Here is a 16,431-nt window from a genome sequence, read left to right as displayed (position 1 = left end):
TAACTGTCTGATCCCGTTCATGATAAATTCTTTTTCACCTCTTTGCTTACTTTTAATTAGTTTGTCTTAATTTATGTTTCATTCAAGATGCAACGGTTGCTTTACAGGACCTGAACGATCAGCAAAAGCTATTATTAAAAACAAATTGCATGCATAGCAACCCTTCTTTAAAAAAAGTATTAAAACCCGTGCACCTGTGGGCGCTGGCGGTTGGATTGGTGATCTCAGGAGAATATTTTGGCTGGAACCTGGGCTGGGACGTAGCCGGAACAGGCGGCTTTCTGATAGCAACGCTGCTCGTCACCATCTTTTACATTACGTTTATTTTCAGCTTTACGGAGTTAACGGCCGCCATACCGCAGGCCGGCGGGCCCTTTGCTTATGCATATAAAGCATTCGGTCCGCTAGGAGGATTGATTGCCGGTTATGCTACCCTGGTAGAATTTTTACTGGCGCCGCCGGCCGTTGCTTTTGCCCTTGGTAGTTATGTGCACTTTTTGCACCCCGCCTTGCCGGTGTTGCCGGTGGCCATTGGGTGTTACGTAGTGTTCACTTTAATAAATTTTTTGGGCATCAGGGAATCGGCCATGTTCTCCCTTATTGTTACGTTGCTGGCCGTTGCCGAACTGTTATTGTTCATGGGTATTGTTGCGCCTGCCTTTCGCTGGGAAAATTTTAAACAGGACCCAATGCCTTTTGGCTGGAGCGGCGTATTTGCCGCATTGCCTTTCGCCATCTGGTTTTACCTGGCGATAGAAGGCGTGGCCATGGTGGCCGAAGAAGTGAAAGATCCCCAGCGCACCATTCCCCGCGGTTATATTTATGGTATTGTAACCCTTGTATTGCTGGCACTGGGTGTAATGTTCTTTACGGGTGGTGTTACCAACTGGCATAACCTGGCCCGCATTGATTATCCGTTGCCGGAGGCCATCAGCATTGTATTGGGAAAACAAAATAGCTGGACAAAGATCTTCGCCGGAATTGGTTTGTTTGGCCTGGTTGCTTCGTTCCATGGCATCATTATCAGTTACTCCAGGCAGTTATATGCCATGGCCAGAAGCGGTTATTTGCCCGAAGTGCTGGCCAGGGTAAATACCCGGTTTCAGACCCCTCATATTGCGTTGATTGCCGGCGGTGGTATTGGCATCGTTGCTTTATGCATCGGCAATACCGGCGAGGTAATTACTTTAAGCGCCCTGGGTGCTGTGGTTATGTATATCATCAGTATGATGAGTTTACTGGTGTTGCGGCGTAAACAACCCAACATGGAACGCCCTTTCAAAGTACCTTTGTATCCATGGTTTCCCTTAACGGCCCTGATACTGGCAGTAGTTTGTTTGATTGCTATTATCTGGTATAATCCCTGGTTGAGTACGATTTTCTTTGGGCTGGGAGGATTGTTGGTGATATTGTTTATGGCCTTTCGGAAACCAGTTCATAGTTCCTAATTTTTAGTTCTTAGTTCATAGTTCGAAGATATTAAAGCCGCGACGGCCTTTGGCTCTCGGCTTTCTACTTATGGCTTACAGCTTTTTTCGTCTTTTGGAATTTGTCATTTGGTTCTTGTTATTTGAATTTTATGCCTTACCGCCATACCATACAACAACATACTTATAATTTTGATACATTAACCACCCTGCTGGCGAAGGCAAGTCCGTTTCGTTCGGGCGATGCGCTGGCTGGCGTAGCTGCTGCGGATTATAAAGAACGGGTGGCGGCGCAACTGGCGCTGGCAGATGTGCCACTTAAAAATTTCCTGGAGGAAGCTGTTATTCCTTATGAACAGGATGAAGTTACCCGGCTGATCATTGATTCACATAATGAACAGGCATTTGCGCCGGTTGCCCATTTTACCACCGGCCAGTTTCGCGACTGGTTGTTGAGTGATGAAGCCGACCCGGTAACGTTGAAAAAATTAGCGCCGGGTTTAACACCTGAAATGGTTGCGGCTGTTTCAAAACTGATGCGCAACCAGGACCTGATCTGCGTGGCCAGAAAATGTGAAGTGATCACCACCTTTCGCAATACGCTTGGGTTAAAGGGACGGTTATCGGTTCGACTGCAACCTAATCACCCGACAGACGATCCCAAGGGGATTGCCGCCAGTATCGTAGACGGATTATTATATGGCAGCGGTGATGCGGTGATCGGCATTAACCCGGCTACGGATTCTCCCGATCATGTAGCAACGCTGCTGCAGATGCTCGATGCCATCATTCAGCGATTCAACATACCTACACAAAGTTGTGTATTGTGCCATGTTACCACTTCATTACAACTGATTCAACAAAAGGCGCCGCTCGACCTCGTGTTTCAATCCATCGGCGGCACTGAGAAGACCAATAAAAGTTTTGGCATAAACCTGGCGCTGTTGCAGGAAGCATACGACGCAGCGTTGACATTACAACGCGGCACGTTGGGTTCGAATGTGATGTATTTTGAAACCGGGCAGGGAAGCTCATTATCGGCTAACGCGCACGAAGGGGTTGATCAGCAAACCTGCGAAGCAAGGGCATATGCCGTAGCCAGAAAATTTTCTCCTTTACTGGTGAATACGGTGGTGGGATTTATTGGTCCCGAGTATTTATTCGATGGCAAACAGATCATTCGTGCGGCATTGGAAGATCATTTTTGTGGCAAGCTACTCGGGCTGCCCATGGGCGTAGATGTTTGTTATACCAATCATGCCGAAGCCGACCAGGACGATATGGACAACCTGCTTACCTTGTTAGGTGTGGCCGGTTGTAATTACATTATGGGTATACCTGGTGCTGATGATATTATGTTGAATTATCAGTCAACTTCTTTTCACGATGCTTTGTATGTGCGTAAAGTATTAGGCTTACGGCCTGCGCCGGAGTTTGAGCAATGGCTGATAAAACAGGGGATCATGAATGAAGAGGGGGCAGTGGTTCCTGTTGAAGACAGACATCGGTTATTGCAATTGATCAACTAGTAAGTTTATAAGTTATTTAGTTCGTAAGTTATTAAGTTCATAAATAGTCGTGAGCTTAACTGAATAACTGAATAACTGAATAACTGAATAACTGAATAACTGAATAACTGAATAACTGAATAACTGAATAACTGAATAACTGAATAACTGAATAACTGAATAACTGAATAACTGAATAACTGAATAACTCGTGAAGGATATACAAAAAACGATAGTACAACCCGATCCCTGGGCAGAGTTAAAAACTTACACTGCTGCCCGTATTGCTTTGGGAAGGACCGGCACGGCCGAACCATTAGATGCGCTACTGAAATTCAGGCTGGCGCATGCAGAAGCCCGGGATGCGGTGTATGCTGTACTGGATCAGCAGTTACTGTTAAATGAACTACGATCATTGCGGCAGGCTGCCTTTGTTTTACATACCCAGGCTGCCAACCGCAGTGAATACCTGCAATACCCCGATCGCGGCAGACGGCTGAATGAAAAAGCGATTGCGCGGTTGAAGGCGTTCAACAGTACAGGATATGATATATGCCTTGTGCTGGCCGATGGATTATCTGCCACTGCGATGAACAATCATACTATACCAGTATTGAAATTATTATTGCCGTTGTTTGAGAAGGCAGGGCTCTCTGTTGCTCCTGTATGTGTAGTACAGGAAGGACGGGTTGCCATTGGTGATGAATGTGGCCACTTGTTGCGCTCAAAGCTGGTAGCGGTACTGATCGGGGAGCGGCCAGGACTAAGCTCGCCGGATAGCTTAGGGGTTTATCTTACATTTCATCCAACGCCTGGTTTAACCGATGAGTCGCGCAACTGTATCTCCAATATACGACCCGAAGGATTGAACTATCAGGCTGCTGCGGAAAAGCTGTTTTTTCTTATCAGTGAATCGCTGCGATTGCAGCTTTCTGGTGTGGGGTTGAAGGATAATGGGAATGCTAATACGCTAATGTGCTAATGGGTCAGCGAGTAGTGAGTAGTCCTGATAGCTATCGGGAGCGAGTGGGAAAAAGAAAGAAAATATGCGAGGATGGCCAGAAGTGGGGAGTAAGGAATGAACCCCTACTAGCTACCTGCCTGCCGGCAGGTTACTAGCCAGTTCTTTGAACTTCAAGTGTTACCGTTGTTTCAACCAATTCAAAGTACCATTTGTTGTTTTTGAGGCTTACAATAATTATCATCAGCAATCCTTTTTCACCATTAACTTCCCCATTGATACTGATTGATTTTTCTTTATTATTAAAGGTCCACTTGCATTTTTTAAATTGCATTTCTTTTTCCGGTGAGTTTACTGTACAACTTCCATCGCTGTTGAAATGAAAGCTGGTTTGCAGCATTATTTTTTCCATCTTTTGGATTCCCTGTTTGTCACCTTTAAGCTCTGCCGGTAGTAACACTCGTATAACTTTCCAATTGCCGGTAATATCCTCTTTTTTTTGCGACAATGCGGTTAAGGAAATAAAACTACATACTATTAAAAGCCAAAGCTTCATTAGTTTCATCATAATCGGTTTGAGATTAGGGAGATTAGTAGGGGCGTATTTGTGTTTACTGAACCTTCAACTTAAACTGCCCATTGGAAATAACAACAGAATCAGCAGTTGCATTAGGATCGGCGGAATTATTGAGAAACAGTTTCCCTTTAAAAGTACCGCTTATAGTAGTGCTGGTGATCTCTGTAAAAGTGACCTGGAATGGATCCGATTCATTTTCCTGGCTGACAAATATTTTTTCAGAATCGGTTGTGTTGGGATTATAAAGACCAATCATTAAGTAATCGGTGGTGGGATCTGCTACGGTGTATGTACCAGGCGTAAAAGGAATGGAAAGTTGAATGGAGAAGGCCAGGCTTTCGAAATTGGATGCATCAGCTACCGCTTTTCCAATGATGGCATAGCTGGAAGCGCCGCCACCCAGGTCTTCTTTATCGGCTGAAGCAAAAAAATTAAATGTTTTATCTACGTTGCCTATTTTGCATTTGAGATAGTATTGTCCCAGATCTTCTTCTGAACTTATTTCTTTACCACAGGACGCTACTAAAAACAGCAATAGCAAGGCAGGCCAGCCATTAACCAGGACTTTTTTCATACCGGAACAGATTTAACCAAAGATATTTTATTTCGGGAATTTACGGCGAGCGAAGGGACGGGATTGGACGTATAAACGGACAAATGTGGGTAAATATTGTCGTATAATGACAATAAGTGCAATAAGCGACAATTGATCCTTTGGATATGTTATGGAAAATATTTATATATCAGAATACAGGCTGCAAGCTTCAAGCTGCAAGCTGCAAGCAAGAAAAGGCAACAAGGTAAAGAGTCATAAAGAAAAGCGGCCGTCACGAATAAAACAACCACAAACCATAAACCACAAACCAAATACGCCTATACCCCCGCCAGGAACTGGCTATGGATGTAATCAACCACCGGCACCAGGCTGTTCGTTTGTTGAAACACCTTTAACTGGCGATCGGCCCCGGTGCCTTCTTCAAGCAGTTTTGTAATAAAATTAACAGCATGGCGGCTACCCAGTTCGTCTACTACATCATCTACAAAATCGAGGAGTTCGTAGATCAGTACGCGGGTGTTGATCTCTTCTTCCTTTCCAAAATCAATCAGTAACCCATCGATACCGTAACGGCTGGCCCGCCACTTGTTTTCGTTGATGAGGGCCCGTGAGTATTGAATGAAGTTGAGGTTTTGTAAGCGCAGCTTATATATTTTAGCGCAAACACCCTGGAATAAAGCCGCTATGGCAACAGTTTCCTGTACGGTTAACGGAACATCGCAGATCCTGAATTCTACTGTGTTGTAAAACGGATGCACGCGAAGGTCCCACCATATTTTTTTGGCGTTGTCGATGCAGTTGGTCTTAACCAGCAGCTTTATAAAATTGTCATAGTCTTCTATGGTGTCAAATGTTTCGGGTATACCGGTACGGGGGAACTTGTCGAACACTTTCGTGCGATATGATTTATAACCGGTATTCCTTCCTTCCCAAAAAGGAGAGTTGGTACTGAGCGCATAAATATGCGGTAAAAAATATCTTGTTGAATTGGCAATGTGATTGGCCATTTCCCTGCTTTCCATGCCCACATGCACATGTAAACCGAAAATAAGGTTACTACGGGCAGCATCCTGCAGTACATCAAGGATCTCTTTATACCGCACATGGTCGGTAATTAACTGGCTTTCCCAGTGGCTGAACGGATGCGTACCTGCCGCGCCTACCCAGAAACCAAGGTCACCGGCAATATGTGAAATGGTGCGTCGCAGGTTGCTTACGTCTTTATAGGCTTCATCAACATTGCGGCAAACATCAGTACCTACTTCCACCACAGCCTGGTGCATTTCGGCTTTCACTTTATCTTTAATTACTTTTTGTCCTTCGGTTACAATCCGCTGCTGGTGGCTTTTCAATTCACGGCTAACCGGGTCAATCACCATGTATTCTTCTTCAATGCCAAGCGTAAAATGCGTTAAATTTATATTTGCCATCTGAGTTCTTAGTTCTGAGTTCTTTGTTTTGAGTTCTAATGTTTTAGTTCGTTTGTTCTTATGTTCGCCTGTCAACTTGTTAACTCATGAACCCCCACATGTCGGGGCAAGCTCTGTTAACTTTCCACAAAAGTATCTGTTTCTAATTTCTCATTCTTCATTTCCCCTAATGGTACACGATTCACGCTTCGTTTGGTAAATTCTCCCCAGGTAAGATTATCGTGCCCGGGTTGATGGGTAAGCGCTCTTTCAATAGCGTAAGTTGCTGCTGTTTCAACCACCCATTCAAAATTATCATCGCCTACACTGGGGCGGTCTGCATCAGGAGCCGGGTTACAGAAATCAATAGCATAAGGAACGCCATCGCGAATGGCGAGTTCAACCGTATTAAAATCGTACCCCAGGAATTGATTGATGCGTATGACAATTTCTTCCATCTGGTGAAAGAGATCGGGTGAGGGCGTAAAATCACATTTATAACGCAGGTGATGCGGATTACGCGGTTCGTATGGCATTATGTGCACATATTTTCCGCCAATACAATAACACCGGTAATATTGTTCAAAAACAATTTCTTCCTGCAGCAACATCACCAGTTGACCGGTTTCTTTATGAATATGAAAGAATTCTTCTTTATCATGAAGTTTGTATACATTTTTCCAACCGCCCCCGGCAAAGGGTTTCATATAAGCCGGAAAGCCTACGTACCCAAAGATCTTTTCCCAATCTAATGGATAGGCCAGGTTGGCATATGATTCATTGCTGGTATCAGCCGGCAGGTCGTACGAAGGAAGGATCACTGTTTTAGGCACCGGCACGCCGATCTTTGTGGCGAGGCAGTTGTTGAAGAACTTTTCATCGGCACTCCACCAAAAGGGATTGTTGATGACGGCTGTACCGCAGATGGCTGCATTTTTAAGAAAGGAACGGTAAAAAGGAACATCCTGTGAAATGCGGTCGATGATCACATCATATTCAACTGCGGCGCCTTGTATTACTTTGTCTATATGAACAGGTTCTGCGGTAATCCCGGGTGTATTCCTGCTGTTGACGCGCTCAATAAAAGCCATGGGGAATGATCTTTCGCGGCCGAAAAGAATGCCAATTTTTTTCATACAAGCGCATTTGGGTGATTCAAATCTTTTCTCACAAACTTTCTTACCAAATTTATCGGAAGGTTGGTGAATAAACAAATCGGACAATTCCCGTACTTTTAACGTTACTGCTTGAGCAGAATTACTAATTTTGACAGGTATGCAAACAGAAGTTAGTACCGGAATAATGGTAGAAACGGTAGAATTGCCATCTGAAGCGCTCCAACGTACCATAACGATAAATTTCTACGGTCCCGCCAGTAACCTCGGAGATAATAGTCCAGTCGGTTTATTATTGTTCAATGATGGTCAGGATATTGAAGCCATGGGCTTTGATAAAATGATCGCATACCTGCATCAAACCGAAACCATTACGCCTTTGCTGTGTGTTGGAATTCATAGTGGTGAAGATAGATTGCAGGAATATGGCATGACCAGTGGGCCCGATTTTAAAGGCCGTGGCGCCAAAGCAGGTTTGTACCGACAGTTTATCCTGGAAGAGCTTTTACCATATATTCATGAGCGTTATAGTCACCTGGTGTTTAATGAAATGGCCTTTGCCGGTTTTTCATTGGGTGGCTTAAGTGCGCTTGACCTGGTGTGGAACCATCCGGATCTATTTTCTAAAGTGGGGGTATTTTCCGGGGCCTTGTGGTGGCGGTCGAAAGACAGAAAAGATAAAGATTTTAACGAAGCCACTGACCGGCTGATGCACCGGCAGATAAGGCAGGGGAAATATCAACCTGGTTTGAAATTCTTCTTTCAATGCGGCGAGCTCGATGAAACCGAAGATCGCAATAACAATGGCGTGATCGATTCTATCGACGATACCATCGACGTGATGCGGGAACTGCTGGCCAAAGGCTGGGTTGAGGGAAAGAACATGCATTACCTGCAATTGCCCGATGGCAAACATGATATCCGTTCCTGGGCCAAAGCGCTGCCCGTGTTTTTGAAGTGGGGATGGAGGAAGCGGAATACAGCTTAAAGCCACAAGCTGTAAGCAAAATACGCTACAAGGCCTAAGGCCGAATGCTGAAAGTAAAGAACCAATTTACAATAAACAATCTGCAATAAACAATCTTCAAGTTCGTCTTTTCAAAGATCTTCACGTACGCATGTTACAAATGTATACCAGCTTCTCCACCTTTTTTCCCAAAATGTGATGGTGTTTTGTTATTGATGTGACGGGCTTCGGGAAATGGTGTGATGAATAGCATTTTCTTCTCGAAAACGTCTTTTTTTTGGGACGCTGTTCGATAAATGGTGTGACGAACTGTCGAAAACGGGGGATGAAAAACACAGCCTCCTCTTTGCCTCCTCGGCTCCTCCTCTGTTCCACCTCTTTGGCTCCTCGGAATCCGAGGAAGCAAAGAGGACCCAAAGAGGCCACAATGAGGTATCATTGAGGTAGCATCAAGGTCGAACGGTCTGTCAAAAATCCGCAAAGCTCCAAACAACAAAAAAGCCGCCCCGAAGATCGGAACGGCTTATTCAGAACACGAATTATTGTCTTAGTTAAACAGGTAGCGGATACCAAATTGCATTTGCCAGCGTGATGTTATACCGGTATTGTTGGTATAGCTGTTGGCAAAAGGAACCTGGTTGGTAGCATCCTGGTAAGGGAATGAATATCGTGGTGTTTTGTTATCGGCAGAAAGGCCTTCATAGCGCAGTAATTGATAGCCTGAAGAGTTGCTCAATAAGTTAGGTGTTTTTACCAAACCCCAATATTTGTTCAGGAAGTTACCTGCATTGATCAAATCAAGCGTCAGACGCAATGTGTGTTTATTGATGTCTTTTTTGCCTTTTGAATAGAAGTAAATATCCTGGGTGATATTCAGGTCTAACTTTTTGTAGAACGCCCAGGTCCAGGCATTTGCCTGCGCATACTCGCCACGATGTTTGCTGAGGTAATTATCCTGTTTAATGTAGTTGTCTAACTGCGCCCAGATCTGTGAAGCAGTTCTTACATCGGCAGTACCGCTTACAGGAACCAGGGTAATTTCAGTAGCATCGCGTGGAATGTAGATCAGGTCATTGGTGTTTCCGTCGCCATTAACGTCGCCATTGTAAATATAAGAGCTGGCGCCTGAAGGTGCTGCCTCAAATACGGCACCGAATGAAGTGGCAAAGTATTTTGCATATTCAAACCGGTAGCTTGCAAAGGCGATAATACGGTGCGGTTGATAGAAGGAAGAATAGGCGAGGTTATCGCTATTGGGGTCCATATTACCAACTGCTCTTGCGCTCCACAAAGAAGAAGCGGTGCTACCGCCTTCGGCAACGTTCTTGGATGCGCTATAAGTGTAGGCTACGCTGGTAAACAGGTTTTTGAAGCTCTTTTCAATTCTGGCTGTTAACGTATAGCCATATCCCTTTTTAGAGTTCTTCATTAAGATGGCGGTTCCTATGGAAGGATCGGCCAGGGTATTGCCGGTAAAGTTGCTGGCGCTTGGCTTGTTGTAATAGTATTTATTACTTCTGTAAATATCATAAGAGCTTCCTGTTGCCTGAATATAACGGGGTCTGGTATCCCAACCGCTTAATTCAAAGGCGTTGCCTTGGTTCAGGTTCAGGTTAGAATAGTATACTGCATTAAGGTCTTTGAAATAAGACCCTTCCACTGTGATCGTCCAGTCGTTGGCGAATTTTTTATCAATAGCCAGGTTAGATTTCAATACGGTAGGATATTTGAAATTATCATCTACCAGGGCTACGCTGTAACTGGTATTAGAGGCGCCCGTTGCTGGTTTATAACCGAAGGGTACATTGCTGGTTTGCAATGCGCCGAACTGTATACCATTATTGCTTGCCTGGTTGCTTACCCAAACAAAGGGTGGGGGACCAGAGAATACACCGGCGCCACCACGCAGCTGTAATGTTTTATTGCCCAATACATCCCAGTTAAATCCGAGTCTTGGAGAGATGATCAGTGCATTGCCAGGCGCTTTTCCAATGTTATACGATTTGCCGTCTTTGAACTTTAAGGCGTTAAAGTATGGGTTATCGGTGAATGATTGTTTGTAGAAGGTCATATCTGCGCGTACACCTAATGTAAGGGTCAGGTTTTTGTGCAAACGCCATTTGTCCTGTACAAACACACCAGCTTCTGTTGAACCGGCTTCAGCCCAGGGGAAAGCCCCACCAGGTAAGGCAGAATATTGTAAGTAAAAAGTTCTGGCATTGGCGGCTCCATTCAGTAAACTGTTCCTGAAGTCGTTCAGGCTGTTAAACTGGTATACGCCGCGATAGCCGGGTGCAAATGCATTTTCATATTTTCTCTGGTAAGCCTGGAAACCGAAGGTCCATTCGTGGGCTCCTGCATACATCTTAAAGATATCTGACAGTTGGAATACATCGGTGTTCAGCCTGTTGTTGTAAGTAAACATTTCATAACCGAAGGAAGTAAAAATGTTACCGGTGCCATCCAGGATGTCAACAAAAGGCATGGTATCGGAAGGCGAGTGCTGTGAACGGAAATCTCTTAATGCCGTATAACCTACTTGCAGTTTGTTAGACATGGAGTTCCCGAAGCGCGAATTCAACTCGGCAATAAAAATGTTGAAGTTATTATTGATGCCATAACCGGCAGCCCAGAATGGCATGGCCGTGTTATTAGCTGCACCTGAGCCACTGGTAACCATTGATGTACCATTGTTAGGCCGGCTGCCACTGGCAAACTGGTCGGCATAAGACTTCAGGTAATTGTATTTAACGGTAAGGGTGTGGTTACGGTTAATGTTCCAGTCAATTTTAAGTGTCAGTTTATCACTTTTGGTCAGGAAATTATAACCCTGATAAGCGCCGGGATCGTATCCGCCCAGTTTAGGTGAATTTTTCAACAAGCTTATCAATGCTTCCAACGAATCCTTGTTCGCTCTTGAAACACTACCAGATACGGGTGGTTTGCTGGCATCAGATGCGGTGAAGCTGGTGGCGGGTACTTCCTGGCGAACCTGTTCGCCGCTTATAAAGAAGAATACCTTGTTTTCTATGATGGGGCCACCAACTGAAAAGCCACGTAAGTTATAGGTAAGAGGCGTTTTGGCAACTTTGGTATTGGCAACGTTGTAACCCTGGGTTCCTTTTCCTTTTAAATAAGTGTATACAGAACCTTTAAACTGGTTGGTACCGCTACGGGTTACGGAGTTGATACCGGTTCCTGCAAAACCGCCTTGTGTTACATCATAGGGAGAAACGTTCACCTGGATCTGCTCAATGGCGTCAATGCTGATGGGCTGTGAGTTGGTTTGTCCGCCCAATACAGAAGAAAGACCAAATGAGTTGTTGAAGTTGGCGCCGTCAACGGTCATGTTGTTGTACTGGTTGCTGCGGCCGCCAATGTTTAAACCATTGGAGGTAGGTTCCAGTTTGGTAAAGTCCTGTAACGACCGGTTGATGGTAGGTAATCTTTCAATCTGAGTGCGATTGATTATCTCCTGGCTACCAATATGGCTGGTGCTGAATACTTTGTTTTGTTTGGAAGCAGCCACCACTATTTCTTTCAGTTCTTTTCCATCGCCCGTGAGGGAGAAATCTGCTTTAAATTCCTGACCCAGTAACAGGTTGATATTATCCTGTTCCATTTTTTTAAAACCCACATAGGTAACCGAAACTGTATAAGGACCGCCAACGCGCAGGTTGGGTAAGTTAAAACGACCGTCTTTACGGGTGGTGGTAGCATACTTTGTACCAGATGGGGTGTGAAGGGCAATTATAGTAGCACCAGACAGGGGTGATCCGTTATTGTCTGTTACTGTACCATGGATCTCTGAAGTTGTTTCCTGGGCATAAACCCCAACTCCAAGGCATAGTACTGCTACCAGTAACAAAAGAGTGCATCTTCTCATATTGACTTGTTTGGTTTTAATTCGGGTGCAAAGAAACAGGGCTGTTATTACGTATATTACAAATACATTATTACCAAATGATTAAATCTCATTTGTAGCAATACGTTACAGCAATATGATATTGGGTGTTAGCTCTTTGTTTTTCAGGCGCAATAGACAAGAATCGTAGCAGTTTTGACATTCCGGTTAGCACTGATATAAACGCACAAGTGCCAAAAGTAACTGAAAAGAGATTCAGATTAAAAAAATGTTAACGTGAAAATAGACACAGGTTATGCACCAAATGCTGCAAGCTATTATTATCTCCTTTTGTTAATGGGATAAGGTTTTTGGGTAATATTAATATGCCATACATAAAAAAATCCGTCCCGCAGAAGCGAGACGGATTCATATAATTGTTTTTTGTACTATTATTAATTAAAGATATACCGTAAGCCCAATTGAATACCCCAGGTGCTGGTTGTTGAAAAGTTAGGTTGATACGCTTTTGTCGGATTTGTCGGGTTGAAAGTGTATCGGGGCGCAGCCTGGCTGAAGCCGGATGGTAAACCTAAAATACCCATATCCTGGAAGGTTCCATAATTATAGGAATACCGGTAACCCCATTCGCTGTTCAACAGGTTCAACAGGTTAATTATATCTACACTGAACTGTAAGGTATGTTTGGTAGTGCCTCTTCTGTAAATGAAATCCTGTAACACACGCAGATCAACCGTGTGGTTCCAGGGCAGCTTTGCACCGTACTTCGTCATATACTCACCTTTGTGATCTTTCAGGTATTTGTCGTTTTCAATAAACTTGAAGAAGGCATCGCTCTGCTGTTGGGCGGTATAGGTAACGCCATTGGCTGTGAATGCATCTACAAAAGAAATTTCTGATGGGTCTTTAGGAATGTATATCACATCATTGCTTTGTCCATCGCCGTTTATATCGCCGCCGTACCGGAAGCTGTACCGTTCCTGCGGTTGTCCTGAATAGAACAGGCTGAAGGTAGTGGCCATGCGATTAGTCAGGTATTCAAGGCGATAAGATACATTCGCTACAATGCGGTGTGGTACCGAATAATTGGAATAACCTAAGTCCGGTTGATTGGGGTTGAATATGATGTTATTGGTGTTCCAGCCGCTGCCGCTTTGGTCAGAGCTGCCGAGCGCAACTTCTTTTGCCAGGGTGTAGGTGTATGCGATACCAGCTTCCCATTTATTGGAGAAAGCCTTTTGTAACTGGGCTGTTAATGCCAGGCTGTATCCTTTGCTGGTGTTATCCATAACGATCATCTGGCTAACATTGGAATTAAGTCTTGTCTGGTAGGTAGGGCGCTTATCGGCAACGCCGCCCAGGTTCCCGGTTTGCCAGCCCAGGTTGGCATTGCGGAAATATACGTTGTTGATCATCTTCGTGTATATAGCTTCGAAAGTAGCGGTGTAATTATTGGCAAATCGTTTATCAACTGCCAGGTTCGAACGCCATACCTGTGGCATTTTGAAATCTTTGGCTGCGGCGCTGTATGATGAGCCAGATGGAATGGTGGTACCTACTACTGGTGGATTCGTAGGAATATACGTTGTTCTGTCTTTGTTATACCGGATAGCCGACAATGCGGCGCCGGTTGGTTGATATAAAGCACGGACCACGCCATTATCACCCACCTGGTTCACCAGCCAGATGAACGGAATGCGGCCGGTGAAGATGCCGGTACCACCGCGTACTATAAGCGATTTGTCGCCTTTTGCATCATAGGTGAAACCTAACCGGGGCGACCATAGCGGTTTGGCATCGGGCCATTTGCTTACGTCAAACCGTTCGTCCATCAGGTTCTCGTCTTTGAAATAAACCTGTTCCAGTGCCGGGTTGCGTGGTGGATCGTAAGGATATATAGGTATATCCATCCGCAAGCCATAAGTAACTTTAAGCTTATTGGTAATGGTGAAAATATCCTGCAAATAGAATCCCAATTGAGAAAATTTGGCTTCGGGCACTTTTATTCCTTTTGGGTTGCTGGGGTCATACGCTACTGCAAATACAGCCGGTGCTGTGTTGTTGAGAAAATCATTCAATGAATTATACCGGTAATAACTGGGGCCGCCCGCACTTGTAAAAGAGTTGGCAAACTGCATGGCATCGAAGTTGGCGCCACCGGTAAACGTATGCTTACCCATGATATAGGTAAGGTTGTTGGCAACGTTAAAGGCTTTATCGCGTATTTCATTTTTGTAAGAGAACAGGTCGGTGCCGAAAGAAATATACACGTTATTGGCATCACGCATGATATCGGCGAACGGCATATTGCTGTTGGGAACACGTATCAATTCATTATTGGTATAAGAGGCAATGAACTGGTTGCTCCATTTGTTGTTGAACGTAGAGTTCAGTTCAATAACCCCCGACCATACTTTCACATTGTTCTTGAAGTTGGTTCCTTCATAAGCCATACCGCCTGTAGCGCCGCCCCGACGGCTGTTGTTGATACGATTGGCGGTAACACCAGTAACACTGGCAGAGTTCACCATATCATCGTCATTGGTCTCTGAGTTGGTGTAGCGGAGTGTTAAACGGTGTTTAGTGTTAATATTCCAGTCAACACGGCCCAGGAATTTGGTATTGTCAGTTTCAAAATCATAGCCTTCATAACCGCCCGGGTCGTAACTGTAGGTATTAATAAGGTATGTTCTTAATGTATTCAGGTCGCTGGCCAGCACGGAAGTGGCATTGGGATCGGTATCCGAGGCGCTTTTTTTAGCTACATACGTTTGACCGGGTTGCGTTCTTTTTTCACTTTCTACATTGAAAAAGAAGAACAACTTGTCTTTAATAATAGGACCGCCAATGCTGCCGCCGAATATCTTTGTTGATCTTTTTGCGTTGGGAACATCTGTTTCCTTTACTTTTTTACCAGTGAACTCCTGGTTCCTGTAATAACCATAGGCTGTTCCATACCAGTTGTTGGTACCTCTTCTGGTTACCGCATTGATACCGCTGCCCACAAAGCCGGCCTGGCGAACATCATAAGGCGCAATATTCACCTGTACCTGGTCTACCGCATCAATTGATACGGCTGATGTGGCGCCACCGGGTACCATGCCATCGCCGCTGCGGCCAAAGTTGTTATTGAACAGCGAGCCATCGATCATAATATTATTGAACCGGTTGTTCATACCCGCAAAACTGTTTCCATTGCTTTGGGGCGTAACGCGGGTTAAGTTGGTTAAACTGCGCGCAATGTTTGGCATGTTTTGCACCAACCGGTTGCTGATGTTGGTGGAAGCGCCGGTTTTTTCGGTGGCGACTCTGCGGCCTGCGGCTGTTACGATCACCGATGTCATTTCTTTATCGGCCAGTTCACCCAGCAGGTCGAACTTTTCACCTAATGGAATATTTATATCGCTTCTTTTATATGCAGCATAACCTGCATATGTAATTGTAACGGTATATGGTCCGCCGGGTGGCAGGTTGGTGAGATCAAAAATGCCTCCTGTTCTTGTTATGGTTGTAAAAGCTGAACCTGTTGGTTCGTGGCGTGCTACCACGGTGGCTCCTACCAGCGGTTCTCCTTTGCTTGATTTAACAACGCCCGACATACTACTGGTTGTAACCTGCGAATAACCGCTTAGCACACCGGTACAAACCAATAATAGGCTTAGTAAATAAGCTTTAAGTTTTCTCATATATCGATGTTTAAGTTTGTCAATATAATTTACATGGGGTACGATAACGGTTAACGGAGCAAGCATTGCCCTATAATGGCATCACATGACTGTGCCTGTTAGGGTTATTAATAAACTGATAAGTAATTACTATGATCCATCAGGCAAATCCAGGGCAGGGTTTTATTTTAGTGCAGATACGTTGTTCAGATATATCGTATATAATAATATTGAAAGCAATTCACAACGTATCATGCTATTAGAATAGTTAATTAATCGTTGCGCAAATGTAGCTGAAATTGAAATCAAACGTATTGTTCCGGTAGTAAAAGCAGTGCACAGGTTATTAACGCTAACATATACACTGAATTTTACCCATAA

Annotated in this window: 10 protein-coding genes; 4 read left to right on the top strand and 6 right to left on the bottom strand. The window is 44.5% G+C overall.

Annotation, left to right across the window (positions count from 1 at the left end; translation table 11 throughout):
• Positions 1-149: 149 nt before the first annotated feature.
• The 3 genes from eat to eutC all read left to right on the top strand — a co-directional run bounded on the left by eat (position 150) and on the right by eutC (position 3,917).
• A complete protein-coding gene (eat, locus tag FAM09_RS00685) occupies positions 150-1,448 on the top strand; it encodes an ethanolamine permease (RefSeq protein WP_136575156.1) in 1,299 nt (432 codons plus the stop codon).
• Between the two features lie 131 nt (positions 1,449-1,579).
• Entirely contained in the window at positions 1,580-2,956 is a 1,377-nt protein-coding gene (locus FAM09_RS00680) for an ethanolamine ammonia-lyase subunit EutB (RefSeq protein WP_136575155.1), read from the top strand.
• 190 nt (positions 2,957-3,146) lie between these two features.
• The gene (gene eutC / locus FAM09_RS00675; protein WP_136575154.1) at positions 3,147-3,917 is read left to right on the top strand and encodes an ethanolamine ammonia-lyase subunit EutC; all 771 of its coding nucleotides are present in this window, start codon (positions 3,147-3,149) and stop codon (positions 3,915-3,917) included.
• 133 nt (positions 3,918-4,050) lie between these two features.
• Here eutC and FAM09_RS00670 read toward each other — a convergent pair whose 3' ends face one another.
• The 4 genes from FAM09_RS00670 to FAM09_RS00655 all read right to left on the bottom strand — a co-directional run bounded on the left by FAM09_RS00670 (position 4,051) and on the right by FAM09_RS00655 (position 7,574).
• On the bottom strand, positions 4,051-4,464 hold the full coding sequence (locus tag FAM09_RS00670) for a DUF5004 domain-containing protein (RefSeq protein ID WP_136575153.1): 414 nt from the start codon (positions 4,462-4,464) through the stop codon (positions 4,051-4,053).
• 43 nt (positions 4,465-4,507) lie between these two features.
• A complete protein-coding gene (locus tag FAM09_RS00665) occupies positions 4,508-5,047 on the bottom strand; it encodes a hypothetical protein (protein ID WP_136575152.1) in 540 nt (179 codons plus the stop codon).
• 299 nt (positions 5,048-5,346) lie between these two features.
• Positions 5,347-6,459, bottom strand: a complete 1,113-nt coding sequence (locus FAM09_RS00660; protein ID WP_136575151.1) for a carboxylate-amine ligase — start codon at positions 6,457-6,459, stop codon at positions 5,347-5,349.
• Between the two features lie 116 nt (positions 6,460-6,575).
• Entirely contained in the window at positions 6,576-7,574 is a 999-nt protein-coding gene (locus FAM09_RS00655; RefSeq protein WP_136575150.1) for an ATP-grasp domain-containing protein, read from the bottom strand.
• 139 nt (positions 7,575-7,713) lie between these two features.
• Between FAM09_RS00655 and FAM09_RS00650 the strand changes: the two genes are divergently transcribed.
• A complete protein-coding gene (locus FAM09_RS00650) occupies positions 7,714-8,541 on the top strand; it encodes an alpha/beta hydrolase (protein WP_136575149.1) in 828 nt (275 codons plus the stop codon).
• Between the two features lie 526 nt (positions 8,542-9,067).
• On the opposite strand, the gene FAM09_RS00645 is transcribed toward FAM09_RS00650, so the two are convergent.
• Together FAM09_RS00645 and FAM09_RS00640 are read right to left on the bottom strand one after the other, a co-directional pair.
• Positions 9,068-12,406, bottom strand: a complete 3,339-nt coding sequence (locus tag FAM09_RS00645; RefSeq protein WP_136575148.1) for a TonB-dependent receptor — start codon at positions 12,404-12,406, stop codon at positions 9,068-9,070.
• 413 nt (positions 12,407-12,819) lie between these two features.
• Positions 12,820-16,071: a TonB-dependent receptor gene (locus FAM09_RS00640; RefSeq protein ID WP_166436985.1), complete on the bottom strand. Its 3,252-nt coding sequence runs from the start codon at positions 16,069-16,071 to the stop codon at positions 12,820-12,822.
• Positions 16,072-16,431 lie beyond the last annotated feature (360 nt).

Origin of the sequence: Niastella caeni, assembly GCF_004834005.1 — a bacterium.
Classification (GTDB): Bacteria; Bacteroidota; Bacteroidia; order Chitinophagales; family Chitinophagaceae; genus Niastella; species Niastella caeni.
The sequence above is the reverse complement of the archived record's forward strand: the minus strand, read 5'-3'. Positions and strand labels throughout refer to the sequence as shown.